The 22,907-nt window shown below is 60.9% G+C and carries 24 protein-coding genes and 2 pseudogenes; 10 read left to right on the top strand and 16 right to left on the bottom strand.

What is annotated here, in order from left to right:
- Positions 1-21: 21 nt before the first annotated feature.
- The 4 genes from QRN25_RS12335 (at position 22) to tnpC (ending at position 4,015) form a co-directional block, all read left to right on the top strand.
- On the top strand, positions 22-978 hold the full coding sequence (locus QRN25_RS12335) for an aldo/keto reductase (RefSeq protein WP_285019732.1): 957 nt from the start codon (positions 22-24) through the stop codon (positions 976-978).
- A 757-nt stretch (positions 979-1,735) separates the two neighbouring features.
- On the top strand, positions 1,736-2,155 hold the full coding sequence (gene tnpA, locus QRN25_RS12330; protein ID WP_285019731.1) for an IS66-like element accessory protein TnpA: 420 nt from the start codon (positions 1,736-1,738) through the stop codon (positions 2,153-2,155).
- The gene (gene tnpB / locus QRN25_RS12325; RefSeq protein WP_011608149.1) at positions 2,152-2,505 is read left to right on the top strand and encodes an IS66 family insertion sequence element accessory protein TnpB; all 354 of its coding nucleotides are present in this window, start codon (positions 2,152-2,154) and stop codon (positions 2,503-2,505) included. The genes tnpA and tnpB overlap by 4 nt, the downstream gene beginning before the upstream one ends.
- 154 nt (positions 2,506-2,659) lie before the next feature.
- A complete protein-coding gene (tnpC, locus tag QRN25_RS12320) occupies positions 2,660-4,015 on the top strand; it encodes an IS66 family transposase (protein ID WP_285019760.1) in 1,356 nt (451 codons plus the stop codon).
- On the opposite strand, the pseudogene QRN25_RS12315 reads toward tnpC, so the two are convergent.
- The 12 genes and pseudogenes from QRN25_RS12315 to QRN25_RS12260 all read right to left on the bottom strand — a co-directional run.
- Positions 3,937-4,260, bottom strand: a pseudogene (locus tag QRN25_RS12315) (SDR family NAD(P)-dependent oxidoreductase); the annotation flags it as partial. The gene tnpC and the pseudogene QRN25_RS12315 overlap by 79 nt on opposite strands.
- Before the next feature lie 298 nt (positions 4,261-4,558).
- A complete protein-coding gene (gene ligD, locus QRN25_RS12310) occupies positions 4,559-7,075 on the bottom strand; it encodes a DNA ligase D (RefSeq protein WP_285019730.1) in 2,517 nt (838 codons plus the stop codon).
- 51 nt (positions 7,076-7,126) lie between these two features.
- The gene (locus tag QRN25_RS12305) at positions 7,127-7,783 is read right to left on the bottom strand and encodes a DUF6766 family protein (protein ID WP_285019729.1); all 657 of its coding nucleotides are present in this window, start codon (positions 7,781-7,783) and stop codon (positions 7,127-7,129) included.
- A 72-nt stretch (positions 7,784-7,855) separates the two neighbouring features.
- Positions 7,856-8,458, bottom strand: a complete 603-nt coding sequence (locus QRN25_RS12300; RefSeq protein WP_285019728.1) for a cysteine hydrolase family protein — start codon at positions 8,456-8,458, stop codon at positions 7,856-7,858.
- Positions 8,459-8,509: 51 nt separating this feature from the next.
- The gene (locus QRN25_RS12295) at positions 8,510-8,698 is read right to left on the bottom strand and encodes a DUF3606 domain-containing protein (protein WP_285019727.1); all 189 of its coding nucleotides are present in this window, start codon (positions 8,696-8,698) and stop codon (positions 8,510-8,512) included.
- A 178-nt stretch (positions 8,699-8,876) separates the two neighbouring features.
- Positions 8,877-9,824 (bottom strand): glycosyltransferase family 2 protein, encoded by a 948-nt coding sequence (locus QRN25_RS12290; RefSeq protein ID WP_285019726.1) that lies wholly within the window; start codon positions 9,822-9,824, stop codon positions 8,877-8,879.
- Positions 9,824-10,405, bottom strand: coding sequence for an SAM-dependent methyltransferase (locus QRN25_RS12285; RefSeq protein WP_285019725.1), 582 nt, complete (start codon positions 10,403-10,405; stop codon positions 9,824-9,826). Before QRN25_RS12285 ends, QRN25_RS12290 begins: the two co-directional genes overlap by 1 nt.
- Positions 10,402-11,097: a PIG-L deacetylase family protein gene (locus QRN25_RS12280; protein ID WP_285019759.1), complete on the bottom strand. Its 696-nt coding sequence runs from the start codon at positions 11,095-11,097 to the stop codon at positions 10,402-10,404. The genes QRN25_RS12285 and QRN25_RS12280 overlap by 4 nt, the downstream gene beginning before the upstream one ends.
- A complete protein-coding gene (locus tag QRN25_RS12275) occupies positions 11,063-12,169 on the bottom strand; it encodes an acyl-CoA dehydrogenase family protein (RefSeq protein ID WP_285019724.1) in 1,107 nt (368 codons plus the stop codon). The genes QRN25_RS12280 and QRN25_RS12275 overlap by 35 nt, the downstream gene beginning before the upstream one ends.
- Positions 12,166-13,215: a glycosyltransferase gene (locus tag QRN25_RS12270; RefSeq protein WP_285019723.1), complete on the bottom strand. Its 1,050-nt coding sequence runs from the start codon at positions 13,213-13,215 to the stop codon at positions 12,166-12,168. Before QRN25_RS12270 ends, QRN25_RS12275 begins: the two co-directional genes overlap by 4 nt.
- The gene (locus tag QRN25_RS12265; RefSeq protein ID WP_285019722.1) at positions 13,212-14,147 is read right to left on the bottom strand and encodes a glycosyltransferase family 2 protein; all 936 of its coding nucleotides are present in this window, start codon (positions 14,145-14,147) and stop codon (positions 13,212-13,214) included. Before QRN25_RS12265 ends, QRN25_RS12270 begins: the two co-directional genes overlap by 4 nt.
- Positions 14,144-15,244 carry a glycosyltransferase family 4 protein gene (locus QRN25_RS12260; protein WP_285019721.1) on the bottom strand — a complete coding sequence of 367 codons (1,101 nt, stop codon included), beginning with the start codon at positions 15,242-15,244 and terminating at the stop codon, positions 14,144-14,146. Before QRN25_RS12260 ends, QRN25_RS12265 begins: the two co-directional genes overlap by 4 nt.
- Before the next feature lie 416 nt (positions 15,245-15,660).
- On the opposite strand from QRN25_RS12260, the gene QRN25_RS12255 reads away from it, so the two are divergent.
- Together QRN25_RS12255 and QRN25_RS12250 are read left to right on the top strand one after the other, a co-directional pair.
- Positions 15,661-17,757, top strand: a complete 2,097-nt coding sequence (locus tag QRN25_RS12255) for a catalase (RefSeq protein WP_285019720.1) — start codon at positions 15,661-15,663, stop codon at positions 17,755-17,757.
- Between the two features lie 65 nt (positions 17,758-17,822).
- A complete protein-coding gene (locus QRN25_RS12250; RefSeq protein ID WP_211152052.1) occupies positions 17,823-18,005 on the top strand; it encodes a hypothetical protein in 183 nt (60 codons plus the stop codon).
- A 64-nt stretch (positions 18,006-18,069) separates the two neighbouring features.
- Here the strand turns inward: QRN25_RS12250 and QRN25_RS12245 are convergent, their stop codons facing one another.
- Together QRN25_RS12245 and QRN25_RS12240 are read right to left on the bottom strand one after the other, a co-directional pair.
- A complete protein-coding gene (locus tag QRN25_RS12245; RefSeq protein WP_285019719.1) occupies positions 18,070-18,258 on the bottom strand; it encodes a helix-hairpin-helix domain-containing protein in 189 nt (62 codons plus the stop codon).
- Positions 18,255-18,749, bottom strand: a pseudogene (locus tag QRN25_RS12240) (nucleoside deaminase). Before QRN25_RS12240 ends, QRN25_RS12245 begins: the two are co-directional and overlap by 4 nt.
- A 264-nt stretch (positions 18,750-19,013) precedes the next feature.
- On the opposite strand from QRN25_RS12240, the gene QRN25_RS12235 reads away from it, so the two are divergent.
- Positions 19,014-19,370, top strand: a complete 357-nt coding sequence (locus QRN25_RS12235) for a hypothetical protein (RefSeq protein ID WP_248006429.1) — start codon at positions 19,014-19,016, stop codon at positions 19,368-19,370.
- Between the two features lie 15 nt (positions 19,371-19,385).
- Here the strand turns inward: QRN25_RS12235 and QRN25_RS12230 are convergent, their stop codons facing one another.
- Positions 19,386-19,682 carry a plasmid stabilization protein gene (locus QRN25_RS12230; protein WP_285019758.1) on the bottom strand — a complete coding sequence of 99 codons (297 nt, stop codon included), beginning with the start codon at positions 19,680-19,682 and terminating at the stop codon, positions 19,386-19,388.
- Between the two features lie 148 nt (positions 19,683-19,830).
- On the opposite strand from QRN25_RS12230, the gene QRN25_RS12225 reads away from it, so the two are divergent.
- Entirely contained in the window at positions 19,831-20,058 is a 228-nt protein-coding gene (locus QRN25_RS12225) for a DUF3072 domain-containing protein (RefSeq protein WP_285019718.1), read from the top strand.
- Positions 20,059-20,076: 18 nt separating this feature from the next.
- On the opposite strand, the gene QRN25_RS12220 is transcribed toward QRN25_RS12225, so the two are convergent.
- Positions 20,077-21,045 (bottom strand): PAS domain S-box protein, encoded by a 969-nt coding sequence (locus QRN25_RS12220; RefSeq protein ID WP_285019717.1) that lies wholly within the window; start codon positions 21,043-21,045, stop codon positions 20,077-20,079.
- 643 nt (positions 21,046-21,688) lie between these two features.
- Here QRN25_RS12220 and QRN25_RS12210 point away from each other — a divergent pair.
- A complete protein-coding gene (locus tag QRN25_RS12210; protein WP_008833438.1) occupies positions 21,689-22,165 on the top strand; it encodes an Hsp20 family protein in 477 nt (158 codons plus the stop codon).
- An 84-nt stretch (positions 22,166-22,249) separates the two neighbouring features.
- Positions 22,250-22,771 (top strand): Hsp20/alpha crystallin family protein, encoded by a 522-nt coding sequence (locus tag QRN25_RS12205; protein ID WP_285019757.1) that lies wholly within the window; start codon positions 22,250-22,252, stop codon positions 22,769-22,771.
- The last annotated feature ends 136 nt before the right edge of the window (positions 22,772-22,907 follow it).

The following is a 22,907-nucleotide window of genomic DNA, read 5'->3' as shown; positions in this document are numbered from 1 at the left end:
GGTCGACACGGAGATACGAACATGGACTATGTGACGTTCGGCCGCACCGGCCTTCAGGTTTCTAGCCTTGCACTTGGCACCGGCAATTTCGGGACGGGCTGGGGTTATGGCGCCGACGCTGACGCCGCCCGCACGATCTTCGATGCCTATGTCGATGCGGGGGGAAATTTCATCGACACCGCCGATGTCTATCAGTTCGGCCAGTCCGAAGAGATCGTCGGCGACCTGCTGAAGGGGCGCCGCGAAGATTTCGTGTTGGCAACCAAGTTCGCCAACGGCGCCGTGCCTGCGCCGAACCGCCTCGTCACGGGCAACAGTCGCAAGGCGATGGTCGCCTCGGTCGAAGCCAGTCTCAAGCGCCTCAAGACCGACCGGATTGACCTATACTGGGTCCACCATCCCGATACGGCCACGCCATCGGAAGAGATCGTGCGCGGCCTCGACGATTTAGCCCGCGCAGGCAAGATCCTCTATGCCGGGCTCTCCAATTTCCCCGCGTGGCGACTGGCCCACGCCGCCACTATCGCCGCTCTTACAAATGCGGTGCCGGTTGCTGCTGCCCAGTTCGAGCACAGTCTGGTGCATCGCAAACCGGAGGCCGATCTATTCCCTGCGTGTCAGGCGCTGGGAATCGCACCGGTGACTTGGTCGCCGCTAGGCGGCGGCGTGCTGACCGGCAAGTATCGCAAGGGCGAGACCGGCCGGAAGGAAGGCTTTGGCGGTCGCGTCTTCCAGGCGGAAAATAGCGCAGTGCGTACTGGAACGGTCGATGCTCTGCTGGCAATCGCGCAGGAACTCGGCGCCAGCCCGGACCGGGTCGCTATTGCCTGGACCATGGGCCATGGCGCCGTGCCGATCATCGGGCCCCGCACATTGGGGCAAGCGCAGAGCAATCTCGGAGGTGCTACGCTTCAACTCTCGGCAGACCAACGCGTAAAGTTAGATATCCCAAGCAACGCGATAGAAGTGACAGCCTGATCAATCCCAAAAGACGGAAAACAGATGGTGTCCGTCTCCCAAACTGGCATAGCGCCGTGCCAATATCTCGCAGGCATAGAATTGATTCTGATGAAACTGCATGAGTAGCAGTTTCTGTCAGAAGCGGTGGTTCACGGTGCTTAATCTGAGCGACTGGCTCTGGTCTGGGCCGACGCCGCGCGAGCGTCAGCTATTCTAACAACCCGACTCCTAACCGGACGGTCGCCGACCGGCCAACCCTTGTCGTTCCCCGATCGAGGTCCGTCGCGCCTCTCTTGTCCGCTTCAGCCGAGAGCCGACGTTCGCCGCTGGACCTGCGAACGACAGCTTCGTCCCAAGCCCCGTCCTTCCTGGTTGTCGATCTCGTCCCTCAGCGAGCGACCGCTTCTGGGGGCCGTGTCCGAGCAGTTAAGTGACCGGGATGGGCGCGTAGCCGACTGCCGCAAAACACATGATTCCGGTCAGGGCCGACCACAATCGCGCGACGATCCTGCTGCACATATGATCACGCGGCCCCCGATCACTCACAATGTCCGACAAACACTGACGGATTGGGCGCTGGCACGGATATCACGATAATTGGGTTTTCCGACATGCGCGCCATGTGGATCGCCTCATGTCACGGAGCGTCGGTTCCGGGACAAGGGACACGCAGGACGATTGGGGCTCCAGTAATAAATGTAAGCGGTAAAAATCCCCCACATTTTCAGATGCTCCGAGGTTGGTAGTTTCGCCGCAATGAATGGCGAGGTTACCAGTGAGTGATGAAACTAATTTCGAAACATGTTTCGAAACGAACGCCCCGGGTCAGGTGCAGCGGCTTGACGTGATCGAAAGCCCGCGGGGCAAGCGACACTGGACGCCCGAGGCGCGAGCGCAGATCATCGCGGAAAGTCTGGAGCCGGGCGCCAATGTGTCAGCGGTGGCGCGCCGCCACGGGATGTTTCCGCAGCAGTTGTACACATGGCGACGCGGATTGCGGGAGCGCGCAGAGGCGATGACCTTTGTGCCTGCGATGGTCGAGCGCGGAAAGGTCGACGAGTTGTCCAGCGCGGCAGTGGCACCAGTGAGCGGCCAGATCATCGTCGAGGCAAGCGGGCTGTTGATCCGCATTCCGCCCGACGTGAGCGCGGATCACATCGAGCGGGTGTTGTTGGCCGCGCGGGTGAGCGCGTGATCATCCCGCCCGGCCCCCTGAAGGTACTGGTCGCAACGCAGCCCGTGGACTTCAGGAAAGGGATGGTGGGCCTTGCCTCGCTGGTCGAGCGCGAGCTCAGACTCGATCCCTTCTCAGGCATGCTGTTTATCTTCCGGGCGCGCAGGGCGGACCGGATCAAACTTCTGGTTTGGGACGGCACCGGGCTGGTGCTGGTGACCAAACGCCTGCACGATGGGAAGTTCCGTTGGCCACGCCCGGGCGACGGGGTGATGAAGCTGTCGGCGGCGCAAGCCTCGGCGCTGATCGAGGGGTTGGACTGGTCGCGCGTGCACGTGCCGCGCGTACCCAAACCGCTCCATGCGCAGTAGGCCGCATGCGTGATTCTGCTTGGCGCAAGGCTGTTCCTCGCGAGGCAAAATCCGCTAGAATGCAGGCGTGGCGGCGCATCCAGAACTCCCCGCAGCGACCGGCGCAGAAGCCGGATACGACGAGCTTCCCGACGATGTCGGGCAGCTCAAGGCGATGCTGCTGGCCGAGCGCGCCCGCGCAGCGCGGCTCGAGCATATCCTCAAACTGATCAACCGCACGACCTTCGGCAAGCGTTCGGAGAAGCTTCCTGCCGATCAGCTCGCACTGACGCTGGAAGACCAGGCCGTGGCCCTTGGTGAGGCCCAAGGCCTGCAGGATAAGATACACGAAGAAACCGAGCGTCATGGCCTCGTGCCTCGCAAACGCCGCCCCGCCGACACGCAGCGCGCATCGCTGCCGGCGCATCTGCCGCGCTTCGAGGTGGTGATCGAACCCGATAGCCTGGAATGCGCCTGTGGCGAGGCGCTGCACAAGATCGGTGAGGACCGTGCGGAACGGCTCGACATCATCCCGGCGCAGCACCGCGTCATGGTGACGATCCGGCCCCGCTATGCATGCCGGTGCTGTACCGATGGCGTACACCAGGCCCCGGCACCGGCGCGCGTGGTGCCGGGCGGCTTGCCGACCGAAGCGCTGATCGCCAATGTTCTCATCAACAAATACTGCGACCACCTTCCACTTTACCGCCAGTCGAAGATCTTCGCGCGGCAAGGCATCGAGGTCAGCCGTGCCACGCTGGCCAACTGGGTTGACCGGGGCATTGCGGCGCTGCTGCCGATCGTCGACCGGATGCGCGTGGATGCACTTGCACGATCACGGCTGTTCGTAGACGAAACCACCGTCAAGGTGCTCGCACCGGGGACCGGCAAGACCAAAACCGGCTACATGTGGGTCATCGTCTGTGACGACCGGCCCCATGGCGGTGCCGATCCGCCGCTGGCGCTCTACACCTATATGCCCGGCCGCGGGGCCATGTGGGCCAGACAGCTGTTGGGAGCCTATCAGGGCATCCTGCAGGTCGATGCCTGGCAAGCCTACGACCAGTTCGGCAAGGATGACCGCGCCAATGCTGGCGTCTGGAAATCCTACTGCTGGGCGCACCTGCGACGTAAGTTTGTCGACGCGGGCAGTGATGCTCCGATCGCGCAGGATGCGTTGCAGCGCATCGCCAGGATCTACGGCATCGAAAAGGACCTCCGTGGTCGCCCGCCCGAGGAACGCCTCGCTGTACGGCAGGAGCGAAGCCGTCCGCTGGTCGAGCAGCTCCACGCCTGGTTCACCGCCATCAGCCCCCGCATCATGGCTGGCTCGGCGACAAGTGACGCGATGAAATATGCGCTTAAACGTTGGGCGGGCTTCAGTCGGTTCCTCGACGACGGACGGATCGAGCTCGACAACAACGCCGCCGAACGTGCCATCAGGCCAGTGACCAAAGCCACGGCCTTGCGGCCTTCTGCCTCGATGAGGGCAATGACGTCCTGCGCGTCCTTTTCCTCGTCGGGCAGATAGGCAATGGCGACATCCGCCCCCTCACGGGCATAGGCGATCGCGGCGGCACGCCCGATACCAGAATCTCCGCCAGTGATCAGGGCTTTTCACCCTTTGAGCTTGCCCGCACCGACATAGCTGTCCTCGCCGTGGTCAGGTTTGGGGTGCATTTCTGCGGCAATACCCGGTGCCGCCTGCGGCTGCTTTGGGAAGGGCGGCTGCGGATACTGTGTGCGCGGATCTTGCAGTGCAAGGCGGTCGTTCATGAACGCTCCTGTCGTTTGGATTTAGCCCGCCTTTCACAAGCGGGAGCCAAAAACTAAAGAGGCGCGAAGCCTTTCCGGTTCCACTGGCGAGGGGGTTGATAGCGGCCCAGCGTCAGAGCGTTCCGTATTGAACTCCATCCGCCGAAATCACGGATGTTATCGGTGCCTTTCGACAATCAGGCATTTCGCACTTGCACAAACGCCTTCGCAGGTGCAATATGGCAAAGCCTTTCAGGCATCCTCTCCCAGACTTCAGGCCGGCTTTGCCGGCCTTTTTCTTTCGCCTTGCCTGGTTCTCCTAAAGATCAGGAAGCAATTGATCGGCCCGCCCCCACAGTGCTAGATTTTTTGAGGATGCGCGCTGCAGCATTTCAGCGCCGTCGCCGATATGCCATCGTGATGGCTTATCCAGATCGCGTAGTTCGTCCCAACTTACCGGTACCGCAATCGGCGCATGTTCGCGGTTGCGCGCGCTGTAGGGCATGACTGCAGTAGCGCCGCGCTGGTTTCGTAGATAGTCGATGAAAATACGTCCGGTCCGTCTGGCTTTTGAAAGGGCGGCGGTGAAACGGGCCGGCTCCGTTTGCTCCAGCGCCATGGCAAAGCGGTGGGCAAAGTCCTTCACCGTCGGCCACTCCGCCGACGGGGTGAGGGGCGCGATGACGTGTACGCCTTTCCCGCCAGTTACCATCGGGAATGTCGTAAGTCCCATTTCGGCCAAAAGATCACGCACATGGAACGCGGCTGAAACGACATCCTTGAACCCAAGGCCCTCGTCAGGATCGAGGTCGAAAACAAGCCTGTCCGCTTTCTCGATGTCCTCGATCCGCGCGCCCCAGCCATGGAATTCGATGGTGCCCATCTGTACGCACGTCAGCAGGCCAGCGGGCGTATCAACGAAGAAATAGGCTTCCTGATGCCCGTCCTTCTCCCGGATACCCACCTGCTTTACTGCTTCGCCAAAGCTGCCGGCGTCATGCTTCTGGAAAAAGCACTTTTTCGCCCGGCCTTGCGGGCACCGTACCAGACTGATCGGGCGGCTCCCCGCCCATGGCAGCATGATCGGCGCGACGATCTCGTAATAGTCTGCCAGCTGGCCCTTGGTGAGCCTGCCTTCTGGAAAGATCACGCGTTCGCGGTTGCTGATCTTCACCGTGCTGGCGGGCGCAGCGGTGGCCACGTCCACCGCTGCTTCTTTCTCGATCACCACCGCTTCCGGTTTCTTATCCTCGCGCAGCCCAAGATAGCTGGGGTGACGCAAGAAGCCTTCATCGGTGAACTCCATATATGCGATTTCCGCGACAAGCTTCGGCTCGATCCAGCGCGCTCCGCGCACGGCGGCGCGCGGGGCCTCGACAGTTGGCTCCTTTCGCGCGAGCGGGGCCATGATTTCCAATAGGCGCTCGATCTCGTCGGCAGTGAAGCCGGTGCCCACCTTCCCCGCATAACGAAGCTGGCCATCCTCGTTGACGCCGAGGAGCAGCGAGCGGAATCCGCGCTGCTTGTCTGAAGGCGTCCAGCCAACGATGACGAATTCCTGCCGGCGTATGCACTTGGTCTTCACCCAGCTGCCGCTGCGAGAGCCGCTGTATCGTGCATCGGCGCGTTTCGAGATCACTCCCTCCAATCCGGCATCGCAAAAGCTGGTCAGCAGCTTTTCGCCATTGCCAACGATATGGTCGGAGTAGCGAAGGCGTCCCTTTTGACCGGCGAGGAGTTCAGCCAGTTTTTCCTTGCGGTCGATCAGCGGCAAACCAGTCAGATCCTCGCCGTTCAGCTCCAGTAGATCGAAGGCAAAATAGTCGATCGCGCCGGGATTATCCTTGAGCGCGGCCTGCAGCGCCTGGAAGCTGGTGCGACCATCGGCCAGCGTCACCACCGCTTCTCCGTCGATCAGCGCACTATCGACGTTGAGCAGGGTTGCCTCGGCGATTAGACCCGCAAAGCGATCCGACCAGTCGAGCCCCGATCGGGTATAGGCACGACCTTCGCCGCCGCCGACGGCGATGAGGGTTCGGTAGCCGTCATATTTAAGCTCGTGCAGCCAACGGTCGCCTGACGGCACGTGATCGACGAGAGCTGCAAGCTGGACTGGTTGGAAGGGCGGCAGCTTGCCCTTCTTTTTGCGTCGGCTCGGTGCGGCGGCACCCTGCAACGGCTTACTCTCCGCAGCTTTAGCCTTCGCATTTGGTTTCGCGATCGGTTTGCCTTCGGCGATCTCTTCCATCGTGCGGCCACTGTCCACACTGGTGAGATGCAGCCCGATAAGATCATCCGAGCCACCCGCGAACTCATCCTCGATCTTGCGCAGAATCCAGTTTTCGCCCTTTTCGCGCCCGCGAGGCTTGAGACGGAACATGATCCACTCGCCCCGCATCCGGCGTCCATGCAGGGTAAAGTGCAGATGGCCTTCGACCAATGTCTTACCCGGATCCTTACCCTCGACTGGCTCCCAGGTGCCATTGTCCCACAGCATCACGGTGCCGCCGCCATATTCCCCTTTCGGGATCGTACCCTCAAAACGCGCATAGTCGAGGGGATGATCTTCCGTGCGGACTGCCAGGCGCTTGTCGTCAGGATTGGGGCTTGGGCCCCGTGTCACCGCCCAGCTGACCAATGTACCGTCCAGTTCGAGGCGGAAATCATAGTGAAGGCGGCTCGCGGCATGCTTCTGGACGACAAATCCGTTGCCCGCTGTCGGCGTGGATGCTCCTGCGGGTTCAGCGGTTCGCGAGAAATCGCGCTTTTCGCGATACTTCGCGAGACGCTTTTCTGCCGCTGTCGATGTCGTTTTTGCTTTTGAAGCTTTTGCCATGTCCGCTCCGATCGAGACTTCTTCAATCCGCAGGACGGTGCGCCCGTTCCCCTATTCGCCTGTCTGCCGGTTCGGCGCCGCGACAGCCTTGGATTCAGGGGATTCGCGCTGGCGCAGGAATATCGAAAGGACGACCAGCACTGCGGTTGAAAGGAACTCGCTTTGCCAGTTCTGGAATGACTCGAACCACAGTTGCGCGTCGCCGAGATAGGCCAGGACTGATAGCGGCGCCTCACCATGCTCCAATGCCTCGTCTGCCGCAGCGCGCGCACTGTGCACCCAGTGCATGACGAAGGACGCCACAAACAGCAGCGCGAGCGCGAGGCCGAGGGATCGTGCGTACAGAGCCCGCCAGACCGGCCCTTTGCGCAGGATGGCTGGGGCACCGGGCTGATAAGCCTGACGTTCCAGGTTTGCGTCGCGATCGGGATCGGCAGGATCCTTGGATTCAGCCGAACCGTGCTGGATCAGGAAGGCCGTAAGCACGACATAGGCCGCCATTTGCAGAAACTCGCTCTCCCAGTTCTCGAAAACTGAGGATAGAAATTGCGGACTGGCGGCATAGGCAAATAGGGACAGGCCGGGCTGCGCGTGCCTTCGGGCATCCTCCAATGCGACATGCCATCCTGAAATCCATTGCCCGACAATGCAAATTGCAAAGAGGGAAAGGAGCGCGATCGTCAGCCCGTTATCCTTCAGCCACCGCATCAACGCCTCCCAATCCTTCTAATCGCCCATAGTAACGCATGGGAAACAATCCGGTTCGGAGCGGGGCCAGCTTTAGCGCTTTAAGCTATTGAGCCATTCGTCGATCGTGAGGTCGGAAGTGGCCGACGTCTGCGCGCTCATGCTTTGCGCCATGATCTCCAAAGCCCACCGCCCGCGTTCTTCGCTCTCCGCAGCGACAGCATCCCGCGGCACCCAAAGATCATATTCGCGCATATGGGCGTCCGCCGCCGTGAATAGGACGCATATGTCCGTGGCGATCCCGCTCAGGACCAGCTTGCTGACGCCAAGCTGGGGCAAAAGCACCGGCAGGTTTGTCGCATAGAAGCCGGAGAATTGCGGCTTTATGATGAAATAATCACTCGGCCCCGGCTTGAGCAGCTCAGTGACCGGATTTCGCTCTTCAAGCGCACGGGCGACAAGGCTGGAAGCTTCCGAGTGCCACTCGCCAAAATTGTCGTTCACGTAAATGACCGGCCAACCTCGCTCGCGGAATGCGGCTCGCAAGCGATGGACGCATTTCGCAGCGGCCCGGGCTGCGGGTTCGAGATCACCGGCCCCTTCGAAATCGAAGCAGTTGACCATGTCGAGAATGAGCAGGCCCGGGTTGCTTAATTCAGCAGGCTTGATCGAGCTATTGCGGTTTGTTTTGGCCATGAAGTTACAAGGATAATGCCCATCCGCGCTAAGCAGGCGGCCATATTATTCCTATCCTTTTGCGATCTTGGCGGCTTCTGCGTCCAGCTTTTCACGATTGTTGCCGTGGCGATTGATAAGCTCCTGAGCCTGATCGCGCGTCAGCCCATGCTTTTGCGCGAAATAGTCCACCTCATACTCCTCGTCGCCCGCGACCCTGCTGCGATCGGGTTCGCCGCGCTGGGATTTATCGTCTGCCATAGGACACCTCTCGCCTACCAATTGTGACGATAGCGCAACCCTTATTTACGGCTACGGGTTCCGATCTTGGGTATTGATAGAGAAGCATCTCCAACTTGAGCCACGTTCCCGCCTCTCCACCCCCCCCATCCGGAGATCATATCCGGTTCTTATCCATGCCTCATACGTCCATGGTCATCTACGGGCCCCTGCCTGACGGTTGAGATTGGGATTGGAAATGAAGGTGTGGCGGCTCAGTTCCTGCCAGCGTTCGTTTGATCGCGGTATCGTCTTCTGCTCTGCACCAACTTGCTGGTTCAACGCGGGCGGCAGCCATTTCGCATGCTGTCGGCAGGCGCAAAAAATCAAGAGCGTTCTCCTCCCAGCGCACGAGTCCGAGCCGTTCGAAGTCTGCAAGCCAGCCTTCCATTGGCCACCGATTCCAGCGCGCCTGGAACACCCGTGCGTTGCGCACAATGTCAACAACGTGCTGCACGGGTGGATCGTAGCTGTCATGATACTGATGACAGGCAATCGCCTGTCCGACGAATAGCAGCTTCAATCCGGCAGCAGCAGCCCGGAAACCAAAATCGGTATCTTCGGCGCCGTAGCCGGTGAATCCTTCATCAAACCCGCCCAGGGCCACGAATGTCGATCGACGCAGCGCGAAGGCAAGCGACCAGAAAAGCCCGGCATTCGTTTCCTCACGCACGCCTTGGGTGGGAAACGTCCGCACGGGATGCGCCCGGCCATGCTTGAGCAAGTCGGTTTCTTCCCAAGATCCGCGCGCATCATCGGGGCCAAGATAGCGAATATCCGCGCAGACCAAGCTGTCATGCTCGGTGAGTGTCTTGCCCAGGAGGCCAACGCAATCACGCAGTGGAATGCAATCGACATCGAGGAACACCAGCATATCGTGATTGGCCAAGGCCGCCGCGCGGTTGCGGGCGGCGGCCAATGGAAGCCCGACCGTCTCGAACCGCTCGATGCGGACGGGAAAGCTTATCGGTCCCACTGTGACCGGATCGTCACTCATATCGACGACAATCAGCTCATCGGGTCGGCGGTCGCTCCGACGCAGGCCCTCGACGAGCTGCGCCAAGTGTGCGCTCCGGTTACGGACAATAGTCAGGACCGAGACGCCCATCAGCGGCGCTTCCACAAATCGAGACGATATTTGTCTCGGCGTTCGGCGAGCTCAACGTCAAAGTCCGCAACAAGTTCGGTCAATAAGGCTTGGACCGCCTCATCGCCACTTTGCGGATAGTCGGTTTCGCCTGTGTAATGGACAAGGATGATCCGGCCGCCGGGAGAGACGTGACCGCGAAGCCATTCGCTTGCACGCTCGAGATCAACCAGACCCCAATAATACGCCACTTCGGACAGCACAACGAGGTCGAAATCTTCGATTTCAGGAGTTTCGCGGGGAAACGCCATGTGGGCCAACGACACGCCAGGACGATCGCCGACGCGTTCCCGTGCTTTTGCCAATGCCTTTGTGCTGATGTCGACGGCAAGCAGGCTGTCGCACATGGGAGCCAGATGCCCGGTCAGTACGCCATGTGCGCAGCCTATCTCCAGTGCGCGGGCATATCGTCGGTCGGCCAGAACATCATGCGTGTGGGCAAATTTGGCCGCCTCATACTCGCTCGACGCAAGATTCCATGGATCATCGTCCGATCCGAAAATGTCATCGAAATATCGTGCGGTCAGGCTGGCGCCGGTCATCGGTAATCCCTTCTCAATGTCAGAACGTCTTGCGCAGCCATGCGCAACTTCTCCGGTGGAAGGCGGAAACCCTCGCCGATCACCGGCGAGAGCTGGCTGCGATGGGCCAGAAGGGCATGGCGCCGCCGCCCGACCGGCATGGCCGGCGTTGCGATACGTCGCGCACGGCGCGGCGTATCGCTCCAGACATGATAGGCGAACAGGGCGATCGGCCGCCTCGCCCTTCGCAAGGCCGCTTCGGCCAGCCTGTACGCCGCAACATGGTCGCAATGGGCCTCGCTCTTATCCGAGACGGCAATGGCATCGAACCGGTGCCAGCGCAGCAGCGCAGCAAGCCGATCGGCCCCCCGCGCGAATGCTTTACTGTCGAAAGAATAGGGGTGAGCATCGCGCCATCCCATCCAGATCGTCGGGATCGCTTTGGCGCCTAGCCTGCCAACCGCATTGCGGGCTTCCTTGCGCCGGGTCGCAGCAACGCGGGGCGTACCCTCGGGGTGGGAGCCAGTGCCATCGGTCAGGAAGACGATGCCTCCGAGCCGGTCATGAGCGGCGCAGTGTGTGATCAAGGCACCCGTGCCGAGCGTCTCGTCGTCGGGATGGGGGCAAGCACGAGCCAGCGCGCTTGTGCCCAGCGGCTTTGGACCAAGGGCTCTCCTTTCACCACAGCCGGTCGCTTTCTTCCCAGATGTCATGGTCAAGAAGCGTCCGGGCAGCCTCGTCCCGCGCATGATCGGGTCCGGCCTGACGCAGGTAGAGGGAAAGGTCGCGGATGATCTTGTCCGCGCGTTCCCCGTCAAAGGCGCTGCGCGTGCCAAGGATGCGCGCAGCGGCCTCCATCACGGTGAACCCGGCATTTTCGACGACCCCGCGTGTCAGCCGGGCGACAGCAACGGCATCCGCATCACCCGAAGCGAAGCGCTGCGCTGCTGCGTCCACCCAGAAGCCTGCGGTTCGCACCGCTACGACGGCATCGGCAAACCGTGCTCGCTGTAGCGGATCTTCGCGGGCGCTATCGCGCATGGCCGTGCGGATTTCAGAGACAAGCGCCTCGATGCCGCCAAGTTGCGCCGCGCAGAAGCGCCAGGCGCCAGCGGTAAAGCGTGGATCACGGTCATAGTCGCCCGGTTCCCCCAGCAGCATAAGCGGCTCGACGGCCACGTTGTCGAGCGAGTAGCGACCACTGACGCTCGCGCGCATTCCGCGAACACGCCAACCTGACAGGTCCGTCCGCGCCTTATCATTGGCGGGGACGATGACCAGGCGCCGCGCGGTGTCCTCGCCGGCGGCCGTGATGAGGGCATAATCGAGACCGCCGGCTCCGCTTGCGAACATCTTGTCGCCGATCAGCGAGAGGGCGGTATTGCCAGCGAGCCGGACACCGGGCGCCGGCTCGGTCGCCCACACACCGAACCACGCACCGCGATCCAGCACCTGCGTCAGCCACTCAAGCTGGTCAGGCGATCCGTACCAGTCGAACAGGGACATTGCGTTGACATGGCCTTCATACAAGCGACCGATACTGAGATCTCCGCGCCCGACCTGGCGCAAGGCCTTTGCCATCGTGCGTGCACGGGCCACCTCATTTTCAAAAGCACTCCCTCCACATAGTTGCGGTGCGAACCGGCGATGATGACCGCTCTGGATCAGCGCTGCCAAGCTATCACTGGGGAAATTAGGTGCGGCGTCATAGCGCGCGCCAAGCATTGCAACGCGATCGACGATGTCGGTCGAGTCAATGACTTGGTCCTGAGGATCGGGGATCACGCGATATGGCTCCTGTTTGAGACTGCCGGGGCACAAAGGTCATCGAGCCAACGCGCGACCCGTACCGGCCCGCTTTCACACTCAAGGCAAGCGGGCCAATGCTGGTTTTGCGCGATCGCCCGACCGATAAGGCCAGGCCATTCCTGAGAATGGGGCCAGTCATGCCGCACAATTGCTGCGCCCACTGCTGCCAGCCTGTTGGCCTTCGATGCCTGCTCGTCGAACGGACGGGGTTCGGGCAAGCAAATGAATGGGCGCCGCGCCGACAGAACTGCGCTGACGACGCCATCGCCTGCAGCGCCAATGACGACCCTGGCCGCAGCAATCTGCGCGTCCGCATCACCGACCCACCCGCGCAATTCAAGATTGGGTGGCAAATCAGCGGGTACGGTGCAGGGACCGATGACGCGCCATTGCCATGCGGGCGCTGCTCGGGCTGCGGCTGCCCAGTGCTCTCCATTGGATATCGCGCCCCCGCGCCCGAGGACGACCAGCACAATGTCATCATTCGCGCTGATATTCTTGCTGGCAGATCGGACGATGCCAGGGGCGTAGAAGGTCTTCTCGCGCACCCAGCCTGGGGTTTCGTCATCGTCGAGCGCATCGTGGAAAGGAGCGAGCAGAGCGGTAGCTGCGCGAAAGGCGTCCAGATGGGCAGCATCGAGCCGGCGCCCGCTCAACCGGACATAAACCGTCGGCACCGATGCAAGCCGCGCCAGCATCGCCACCTCGGCCGAGACATCCACCACCATCAGGCGCGGACGCGCCTCAGCGATCCAGCCTGTCATTTGCGCAGAGCGCTGGCGGAGACCTTCATGATCGAGCGGCGCATAGTGCAGGGAAGAAGGACGCTCGACATGATCGATGCCGGCGAAGCTGTCGTCGAGACGGTCGTCAGGCAAATCGAGGAAGGGGAGGTTTCCGGTTCTGCCGGCAAGCCCGCTCCCCATGAGCATTACATTGTCCAGCGATTGACCGATCGCGATGGCGCGCTGGCGATGGCCGTCGCCGTGATGATGGACATAATATCCGATCGGGCGGTTCATCGGACGGCTGTCATTTCGGCTTCCGCCATGTCGGGAAGCGGCATGTCGCACGGCATGGGGGGTAAGGCGCGGTCTGCTTCCAGACAGGCCGCTACGCCCATCTCAGCCCTCGTCAAAAGCCGCCAGCCTGCGCGCTCCTCCCAATGGGAGAAAGCAGGGACCATAGGAACATCACCGCTTGCGGCGCAAGCGATCCACCGCTGCATGTCGGCCGCCATGCCGCCATTGGCACGTCCTGCTGTCCGTGAAGATGCCCGGGTCCACACCGCATTCGGGTGGACGAGCTTGCCACCCGCCTTGATGGCCGCTTCGACCAAGGCACGATCCTCGCCGGTCGGCAGAAGCGGAACGCCGCCCGCGCGGTGATAAAGGCCGACGGAGAGCGCAAGGCTGGCCCCCGTATGATCGCCGTGTCGGGGCGGCATATCCCACGCGACGGGATCGATCTTGTCCTCGATCGCGCGCACGGCTTCCCAATAGGCATCGAACCGGCGGCGCAGCCTGAAGATCGCCGGGGCCATGTCCGCTTCCAGTTCGTCCAGTTCGATGCGACCGCCAATGATCCGCTCCGACGAAAAATGTGCCAGGTTGGCCTCGATCCAATCGGCGGGAGGTCGGCAATCCGCATCCGTGGAAAGCAATAGGCCGCCGGGCGTCAGAAGATCAGCGCCCATGTCCATCGCCGCGCGGCGGGCAGATCCAGCGTGGGCAAGTTCCGGCTCGAACACGCGCTGATTGATGTGAAGCGCAAACCCGGCATTGGAGCGAAGCGTAGCCTCAACGGCTTTCGCATGGGTGGCATCGCTACTGTTGTTGACGCATATCGCGACAGCGAAGGTCTGAACGGTTTGCTGTGCCAAAGCTTCGATCAGGCGACCGATATGCTCCGCCTCGTTACGAGCCGGTATGCAGACGCAGACTGGTGGCCTCATGCGACGCTGGCAATGAGAGGTGCAGTCTGCGGCTCGTGGGCGACAACCGAGGCAAGCGCGAGCTGACGGTACACGGCTTCATACTCATCGACCATCCGCTGCGCGTCGCAATATCGCTCCGCATGAGCCCTGCAGGCGCTGCGGCTCAGCACGGAAGCGGCCAACGCCGCTGCTGCGAGCGATGCGACATCGTCCGGCTGCGCAAGAACGCCGCAATCTTCATTCAAGAGCGCAGGCACTCCGCCGCGCCGGAACGCGGCGACGGGGGTGCCGCAAGCCAGCGCCTCAGCCATGACCAGGCCATAGGGCTCTTCCCATCGCGGAGTGCAAAGCGCGGCGATGGCCCCTCCCACCAGACGGGCGAGTTCGCGGTGCGATAGATGCCCGACATACTCAACGTTCGTACCGAGGCGCGGTGCGATCGCCTCATCGAAATAACTCTGGTTCGAGACGGGGCCGGCGATACGCAGCGGCAATCCTGCAAGCCGCGCCGCATCAATCGCGTAATCCAGTCCCTTTTCCGGGACGATCCGGCCATACCAGACCAGATACGGCGTTTCGCTTGCGACAGGCTGGTACGGGAAGTGTGTGAGATCGATGCCGTTGGGAATGACATGATCGGTCCTGGCCACGTGGCTCCACATGTCGGCCGTCGCCTGCGAAACGGCGACATAGGTCATCGGTCCGCGGTTGAGCCGGACCCCGCTTTCCAGCCAGCAAAAGGGCGGGGTGTGGAGCGTGGTAAGGACAGGGGTATCAAGCGTCTCGGCCATGCTGACGGGGAGATAGTGCAGCGAATTGTTGTGGATCACGTCAAACGATCGCGACCGCAATTCGGTCATCAGCCCGAGATACGCATGGTGTTCGCGGAAGAAGGCAACATCATTGGCTTCGGCAATGCCCGTTTCGAGAAGCGAGGTCTCATCGCAGATCGCTTCCACCCCCAGTGCGGGATCGGAGCGCGTCGAAGCAAAGAGCGTGACGTCGTGCCCGCGTTCGCGCAGTGACCGCGCAAGCATGTGGGTGTGCATCTCCAGCCCGCCTGCAAACGGCTCACTTATGGGAAACTTCAAATGGGCTATGATGGCAATGCGCATTCAACGGGCTCCCAGCGACGATGCACATGTTTCGCAATCGCCAAGCCGTTAACGCTTATATGAAGGTTTATTTCCCGGATGTAGCAGGGTTTTTCTGCAACGAGTGCAGCTTAACTTCGGTCAATATAGTGGTCGCTGACTTTTGCGGCCAATAGGAAAAAATCAGATCTCCACATGGGGTCATTTTACATACGGATGATAATAGCTGAAAAAGATTGTTGACTATATGACCATTATAGTCCGCTAGCGGACGTGATAAAACATCCTGTTATTTCTAAAGTATAATTTGCAACTCGCCAGCTTGCCGGTGGACCATCAAGGACAATCTCTTCCGACTACGATTTTCAGATGCCGACTTTTTTCGCCCTGATGCGTTGTGAGTGGACCATATCACGATCAGCGCGAAAGGGACCGACATGGCCAGTAAGAACGCAATCGAAAACAGCACGGGAAGTGGCGGGGAAACGCATCAGCAAGCGAGCGACGATAATGTCCTGACCACCAACCAGGGCATCCGAATTTCCGACAACCAGAACCAGCTCAAGGCCGGCGCGCGCGGCCCGGTCTTGCTGGAGGATTTCGCTCTGCGCGAAAAGATTTTCCATTTTGACCATGAACGCATTCCCGAACGCATCGTCCATGCCCGTGGCTCTGCGGCTCACGGCTATTTCGAGGCGACCGACGACATCTCCGACATCTGCAAGGCAGCGGTCTTTGCCAAGGGCACCAAGACTCCGGTCTTTACGCGCTTCTCGACGGTCGCGGGCGGCGCAGGTTCGGTCGATACCCCGCGCGACGTGCGGGGCTTTGCGGTCAAGTTCTACACGACCGAGGGCAATTGGGATCTGGTCGGCAACAACATCCCGGTGTTCTTCATCCAGGACGCGATCAAGTTTCCTGATTTGATCCATGCCGCCAAAATGGAAGCCCAGACCGGCTATCCCCAGGCGGCGACGGCCCACGACACCTTCTGGGACTTCATCAGCCTAATGCCCGAATCCACCCACATGATCATGTGGGCAATGAGTGATCGCACTCTGCCGGCATCGTTCGCCACGATGGAAGGCTTTGGCATCCACACGTTCCAGATGGAAAACGAAGCGGGAGACGTGACATTCGTGAAATTCCACTGGAAGCCCAAGGCCGGCCTCCAGTCGACGATCTGGGACGAGACGGTGAAGATTGCCGGCGCCGATCCCGATCATCAACGCCGTGATCTGTTCGAGCGGATCGACCGGGGCGACTTCCCGGAATGGGAGCTGGGCATCCAGGCTTTCGACAAAGCGTTTGCCGACAGCCTCGATTTCGATGTGCTCGATTCCACCAAGATCATTCCGGAAGAAATGCTGCCGGTGCGTGTGATCGGCCGCATGGTTCTCGATCGCTATCCCGATAATTTCTTCGCGGAGACCGAGCAGGTCGCCTATTGCCCGGGCAACATCGTGCCCGGCATTGGCTTTTCCAATGATCCGCTGCTGCAGGGCCGGCTCTTCTCATACCTCGACACCCAAAAGTCACGGCTTGGCACGGCCAATTTCCACCAGCTTCCGGTGAACGCTCCCAAATGCCCGGTGATGAATTTCCAGCGCGACGGCCAATTTCAGATGGCGGTGCCGAAGGGTCGCACGAATTACGAGCCCAATGGCCTGTCTGAAGGTGCCGAGACGCGGCCCGGAGATGAGCCCGGGCCGCGCGAATGCCCCGTCACCGGCTATCGCAGCATTGCCGCTGCAACCGGGCCGGACGAGGAAGGCGGCAAGCTTCGTATTCGCGCCGAGAGCTTTGCCGACCATTATAGCCAGGCGAGGCTGTTTTTCCGTTCCCTCGCCGAGCCGGAGCAGGCGCATCTGGCCTCAGCCCTGGTCTTCGAACTCAGCAAGGTCGGCTTGGCGCATGTGCGCACGCGAATGATGGCCAATCTTGTAAATGTCGATCCAAAGCTCGCCGAGCGCGTTGCGGACGGGCTCAATATGGAAGTTCCTGAGGCATCACCATCCGCAGCGCCGGTCAAGGACATGGAGCCTTCGCCGGCGCTGCGCATCATCGATGGTCCGCGGGCGCCGAACTCGATTGAGGGGCGCACCATCGCAATCCTTATTGCCGACGGTTCTGATGCGGGCGTTGTCGATGAACTGACCAGTCAGATCGGGGATGCCGGGGGGCGCCCTGTAATCGTCGCACCCAAGATCGGCGGCGCGAAGATGTCCGATGGTTCGGTGCTGGAAGCGGATTTTCAGCTCGCTGGCGGTCCCTCTGTGCTGTTCGATGCCGTTGCCATCGTCCTTTCGGACGAGGGCTGCACGCAGCTTCTTAAAGAGGCGGCTGCCGTTCAGTTCGTGATGGATGCTTTCGGGCATCTCAAGGCCATCGGCCATACGGCAGAGGCACAGCCATTGCTCGACAAGGCGGGCGTTGAACCCGACGATGGCATCACCGACCTAGGTGCGACCTTCATCAAAACTGCTGCGACCCGCATCTGGGCGCGCGAACCGAAGGTCCGCATGCTGGCATAGGCATCGATTGGGAACACCTCACTTCAGCACGAGTTTTACAGTCATTCCATTTCAAGGAGAGCATCATGAGCATTGAAGGCAAAGCCAAGGAAGCTGCCGGGTTCGTCAAGGAAGAGATGAACGAACACGGCGACACCCCCGAAGCGAAGAAGAAGGCCCAGGAAGGCCGCGATCTGCGCAACGAAGGTCGCGTCGAAGACGGCAAGGCGCCCAAGACGACCGAGCCTGGCACCGGCGCCAAGGAATAAGTCTCTATCGATCTTCAGGACGCCGCTCCTCACGGGGCGGCGTCGTTGTATCTGACAAAATGGATCAGATCGTCAGGGCATCATCCAGCCCATCCGCATTCCCGGCCATTCCCGGAACTTCTTCCAACTGACGCAGCGCGGTGAACGCGCCGCGATCTTCACGGTAGCGCACGATCTCAAAACCATGGCCCTTGAGCCGGGGTATTGCATCGAGCTCGTCAGCGGTCGCGGTATTCACATTGATCAGCGTCATAGGTTGCCTTGCTTCTCTAGCGGCACATCGGCATCGGGGGGGTAATAAAGGGCAGCGCATTCAGTGCGCAGGCACCCGCCTTCGATCACGATGTCATCGCGATAGGCGTCCGTGATGAAAGCCAGCGTATCGACATGCCGGGCTTCGAAATACATTTCATGCACATCGTCACGCCCTGCGCCATAGACAACCCGGCCTACTTTCGACCAGATCTACGCCATCGTACACATCCCGCATGGCTGAAGCGTCGAGTAAAGCGTTGCACCGCGCAGCTCCATTTCACCCGTGTCTTCGCATCCTCGCCTGATCGCCATCATCTCTGCGTGCGCGGTAGCGTCGGGTAATTCCTCGGTCTGGTTGCGCTCGCCGGCAATGATCTTGCCATTCAGAACAATCACGCAGCCCAAGGGGGAGGTAGAGGGATTGGATCCTTTGGACCGTGCAATCTCGATGGCCTTGCGCATCCACTTTTCATCTTCGGCCTGAGACACTCTCGTCCTCCCTCTCGTAAGCGAATGCGAAAAGGAGCGCTACCTGCCCCGGAAAACGGGCGTCCGGCAACGCCAAGGCCCCTTGTGGCCCCAAAAAAACTAGTTTCAACAGCACGCAGATCGGCGCAATCTCGACAGGCTGGACGCTATGACCATTCTCAGGTTGGGTTTGAAAGACTCCGCGGTCATCACCGTCGCTCCTGTCCGGTTGAGGAACGCCTTCGGCGCGGAGAGGGTTTCGCGAGAGGAGTCGTGAAAGTGAGCATGGCGAACGAACGATCATCGCCTGCCAAGGCCGGGCATCATCCCGTCACGCCTGACGGACGCTATTTCGTCGTGCGCGGACGGCTTTGGCGCACCTCCGATCCATCACTCGACCCCAACGAGCGCGAGCAGATGGTTCGGCAACTGATGGCAGCCCGGCGCGCGGTCGCGAAGGCCAGAAGGGATGGGGATATGGCGGCCGAGGATGCGGCCCACGGCGCTGTCGATCAGGTGAAACGCGCGCTAGGCGAGCGCGGCCCGGTTTGGTGGAGCGACGGCGCCCCCGATCTCAACCGCCAGATGGCGCACACCGGTCCCTATGCCGACTGGTATGCCGGTCTGAAGGCTGACGATTAAGGCGATCGCGAAAGTCTAACCACGCGATTGCTTGCGGCGCGTTTCCCAGCCTTTCTTTGCGGCGGCTGACCGTTTCTCATGGCCCTGGGACGATCCGCTTTTGCGACCGCCCTTGCGTGACGCGCTGTGGTTCTCGGGCTTGCCTCGCCCCGATCCGGACTTGTTTCCGCCACCTGATTCCTTGTTCACCGTCGCCCACGCACGGCGTTCGGCTTCCTTCTTGCCGACACCGCGTTCCTCATAGCCTTCCTCGATATGTTCGGCCTTGCGCTTCTGCTTGCCCGTGTAGCTCGACTTGTCGCCCTGCGGCATTGCTACTCTCCTGAACACTAATCCCCGAATTTTGCGAGAACGAACAACTGGCAAATTTGCGCCCTCACTTCGCCGCAGATGCCGCCACGGGAACCGGCGGTTCATGACGCCGTTCTTAAAAAGAACAATATGGGAACATGATATTGCCATGACCGAACAGCTGCACAATCCCAAGCTCGACGAGCATCCCGGCTCGAACACCGAAAAGAATCCCGAAGACTGGGTGTCCGGCGACGATCCGATGACGGGGGCGCAAGGCTCCTATTTGACCACGCTGTGCGAGGAAGCAGGCCAAGCGCCGCCGCCTGCCGACCTCAGCAAGGCCGAAGCGTCAAAACGCATCGACATGATCAAGGCGAACCTCGGTCTCGACTGACCGTAAACAATTCGTTGGTCAGTGAGCGAGCTGGTCGCGGGCGAGGCATATGGTCACGACCCGCTCGCCGCCATGCCACGCTTTTTCGATCGTCCCGCCGAGTCCACGCAGAGCCGCGCACATCAGCTCTGTTCCGAAGCCCTGATCGCCATTGTCATCACTGCCACCGTATTCGCGCCAGGCGATAGTGATGGTTGCATTCGCCACGGTGATATCGACCGTGAGTTGGCCGTCGGAATGGGAAAGAGCGCCATATTTGACGGCGTTGGTGGCGAGTTCGTGCAGAAGCAGCGCCAGTGACGTCGAGGCGTTAGCGCCGACGGGGGCGTCGCACTGCGCGACGGTGATCTGAGCCCCGTTTCGATAGGGCTCCAGTACCGCGCCGATGACCTCGCTTAGCGCCGCACTGGGTCGCTCCTCGCCAGGAAGGCCGAGTAAAAGTTGCTGCGCAGCGCCTAGTGCGGTGATCCGACTGCTCAGGTCGTCAGCAAAGTGATCGACATCGTCGGCCCTTCGGCGGCCAACTCCGACCAACCCTTGCACGATCGAAAGCAGGTTCTTGATGCGGTGATGCATCTCGCAAACAAGGATTCGTTGATTCTCAGCATGACGAAGGCGCTCGCCGATATCACGCGCGATCTTCGACGCGCCAATGATCTCGCCCGCGGCGTTGCGCACCGGCGAGATGGTAACCTCAATATAGACAAGTTCACCATCACTGCGCCGGCGCACCGTTTCGAGGCGATCAATGCGTTCGCCTGCCCGCAGTTTGCCAATGATGTCGGCTTCCTCCTGGAGCCGGTCCTCGGGGATGATGAGCGTAATGGGCTGGCCGATCGCCTCTGCGGCGGTGAATCCGAACAGCTTTTCGGCTCCCGCATTCCAGCTGGTGATGACGCCGTCGAGCGTTTTGCTGAGGATGGCGTCGCCGGAATTGTCCACCACCGAGGAAAGCCACAAACCGGCGTCGAATTTGGGATCATACATCGTCGAATGCCTCACGTTCCCTCGTTAGCGAACTTGCCAGTGGCCATTTCAAAAAACGTGTTGGCTGGCCACATGTGAGGCGCAGCAGTGGGCGTCAAGGACATTATAAATATAGGCGGATGCCATCGACGCCTGTCAGCCTGTTCGTGTCGTGGTCGATTAGCCATCCTTCTTGGCGCTTGTGCGTTGGTGCCGAAGCGGACCTCTCGTGATCGTCCGATCCCTGCCAGTAAACTCTCCGCTCTTGTCGATACTGAAGGATGCGCTGACAGCCTGAGGCTGACCAGCGCGCAAGTTCAAAATGCCTGCGAAGCCGAGGCCTTGATTGAGACCTTTCCCAATGGCGCAATCCTGGGGGGCGATCAGGGCTAAGACAGAAAGGCACCAACCGTCAGGAGGGCCCAGTAAGCACGAGATTTCTTGATCTGGAGGTGAGGATTTCAATGGACCGAAGCGAGCGCTGGATCGCCGCACGGCAGACGGGGGGAGGAGCCGGACCTGCCCAAAAAAATCTCTTGAAACCCCATCCTCTCTTCTTAACTTTTTCTCGCCGGACGCTGAAAACCGGGTCTGGTGGACATTGAGAGTGCCGGCTCTCTCCGGCACGTCTCATGCCCGAATTGCTCAATAGGAGGATTTGGAAATGAGAACCACTGCTTTTGACTTTGCACCTTATCGGCGCTCAACCGTGGGCTTCGATCGGCTGTTCAATCTGCTCGAAGCCGGCACCCGCGAAGATGACGGCTATCCGCCCTTCGACATTCTGAGAGAAAGCGATGACAGCTACCGCGTAACGCTGGCGGTGGCTGGCTTCCACCCTGAGGATATCGAGGTGGTGGCCCAACAGAACCTGCTCACCGTCACCGGCAAGCGAGCCGACGACAACGGGCAGGGCGAATATCTGCATCGCGGCATTGCCACACGCGCGTTCGAGCGGCGCTTTCAGCTCGCCGACTTCGTGGAAGCCGGGGACGCCCGTTTCGAGAACGGCCTACTGAGCATCGCGCTCAAGCGAGTCGTGCCCGAGGCAATGAAGCCGCGCAGAATCGAGATCAGCGGCGGCAAGGCTGCCCAGGATCAGATCGAAGCGCCAAGGGATGAGGCCCGCGAAGCGGCCTGATCCATGATTAAAAGGTTTGCCGGCACCGCCCCCCGCCGGGCCGGCAGGCCTTCACCCTTCCAGCCAGAAAAGGAGATGACCATCATGGCTTTTCGTGATCTCATTCCCTGGAGCCGGCAGGAAAACCGGCTTCCCGTCCCGGTCAGCGCCGAGCGCGACCGCGACACTAATACCCACTCTTTGCTCTCGCTCCACCGCGAGATGAACCGGCTGTTCGACGATACACTCCGCTGCTTCGGCGTGCCCGCATTAACCGGGTTCGACCGCGCTGCCGGCTGGCCGCATGTCGAGCTCGGCGAGACTGACAAAGAAATCCGCGTCACGGCCGAACTGCCGGGTCTCGACGAGAAAGACGTCGAAATCACCGTCGAAGACGGAGCGTTGACGCTTCGTGGTGAGAAGCGCTCCGAGGTCGAAGACAAGGACCGTGGCTATACCGAGCGCAGCTACGGCCGCTTTGAACGCCGTATCGGACGGCCTCAGGGAATCGACCGTGACCACGCCGCCGCAACCTTCAGGAACGGCGTGCTGACGGTCACCCTGCCGAAGACGGAGGCGGCGAACGAAAATGTCCGCCGCATTCAGGTCAATGGCAAGGCGGCATGACGATCTGGCCCGGGACTTCGGTTCCGGGCCATCCGTCAACGATAACCTCACCGGACCAAGCGCGGAGAGCGCGCTACCGCCAGATGCGCGACCCGTGATCGAGCCAGCGCCGAGTGCGACCAACCAGGTTGGACGC

Origin of the sequence: Novosphingobium sp. fls2-241-R2A-195, from assembly GCF_030209485.1 — a bacterium.
GTDB classification, from domain to species: domain Bacteria; phylum Pseudomonadota; class Alphaproteobacteria; order Sphingomonadales; family Sphingomonadaceae; genus Novosphingobium; species Novosphingobium resinovorum.
This window is presented reverse-complemented; position numbering and strand designations above follow the sequence as displayed.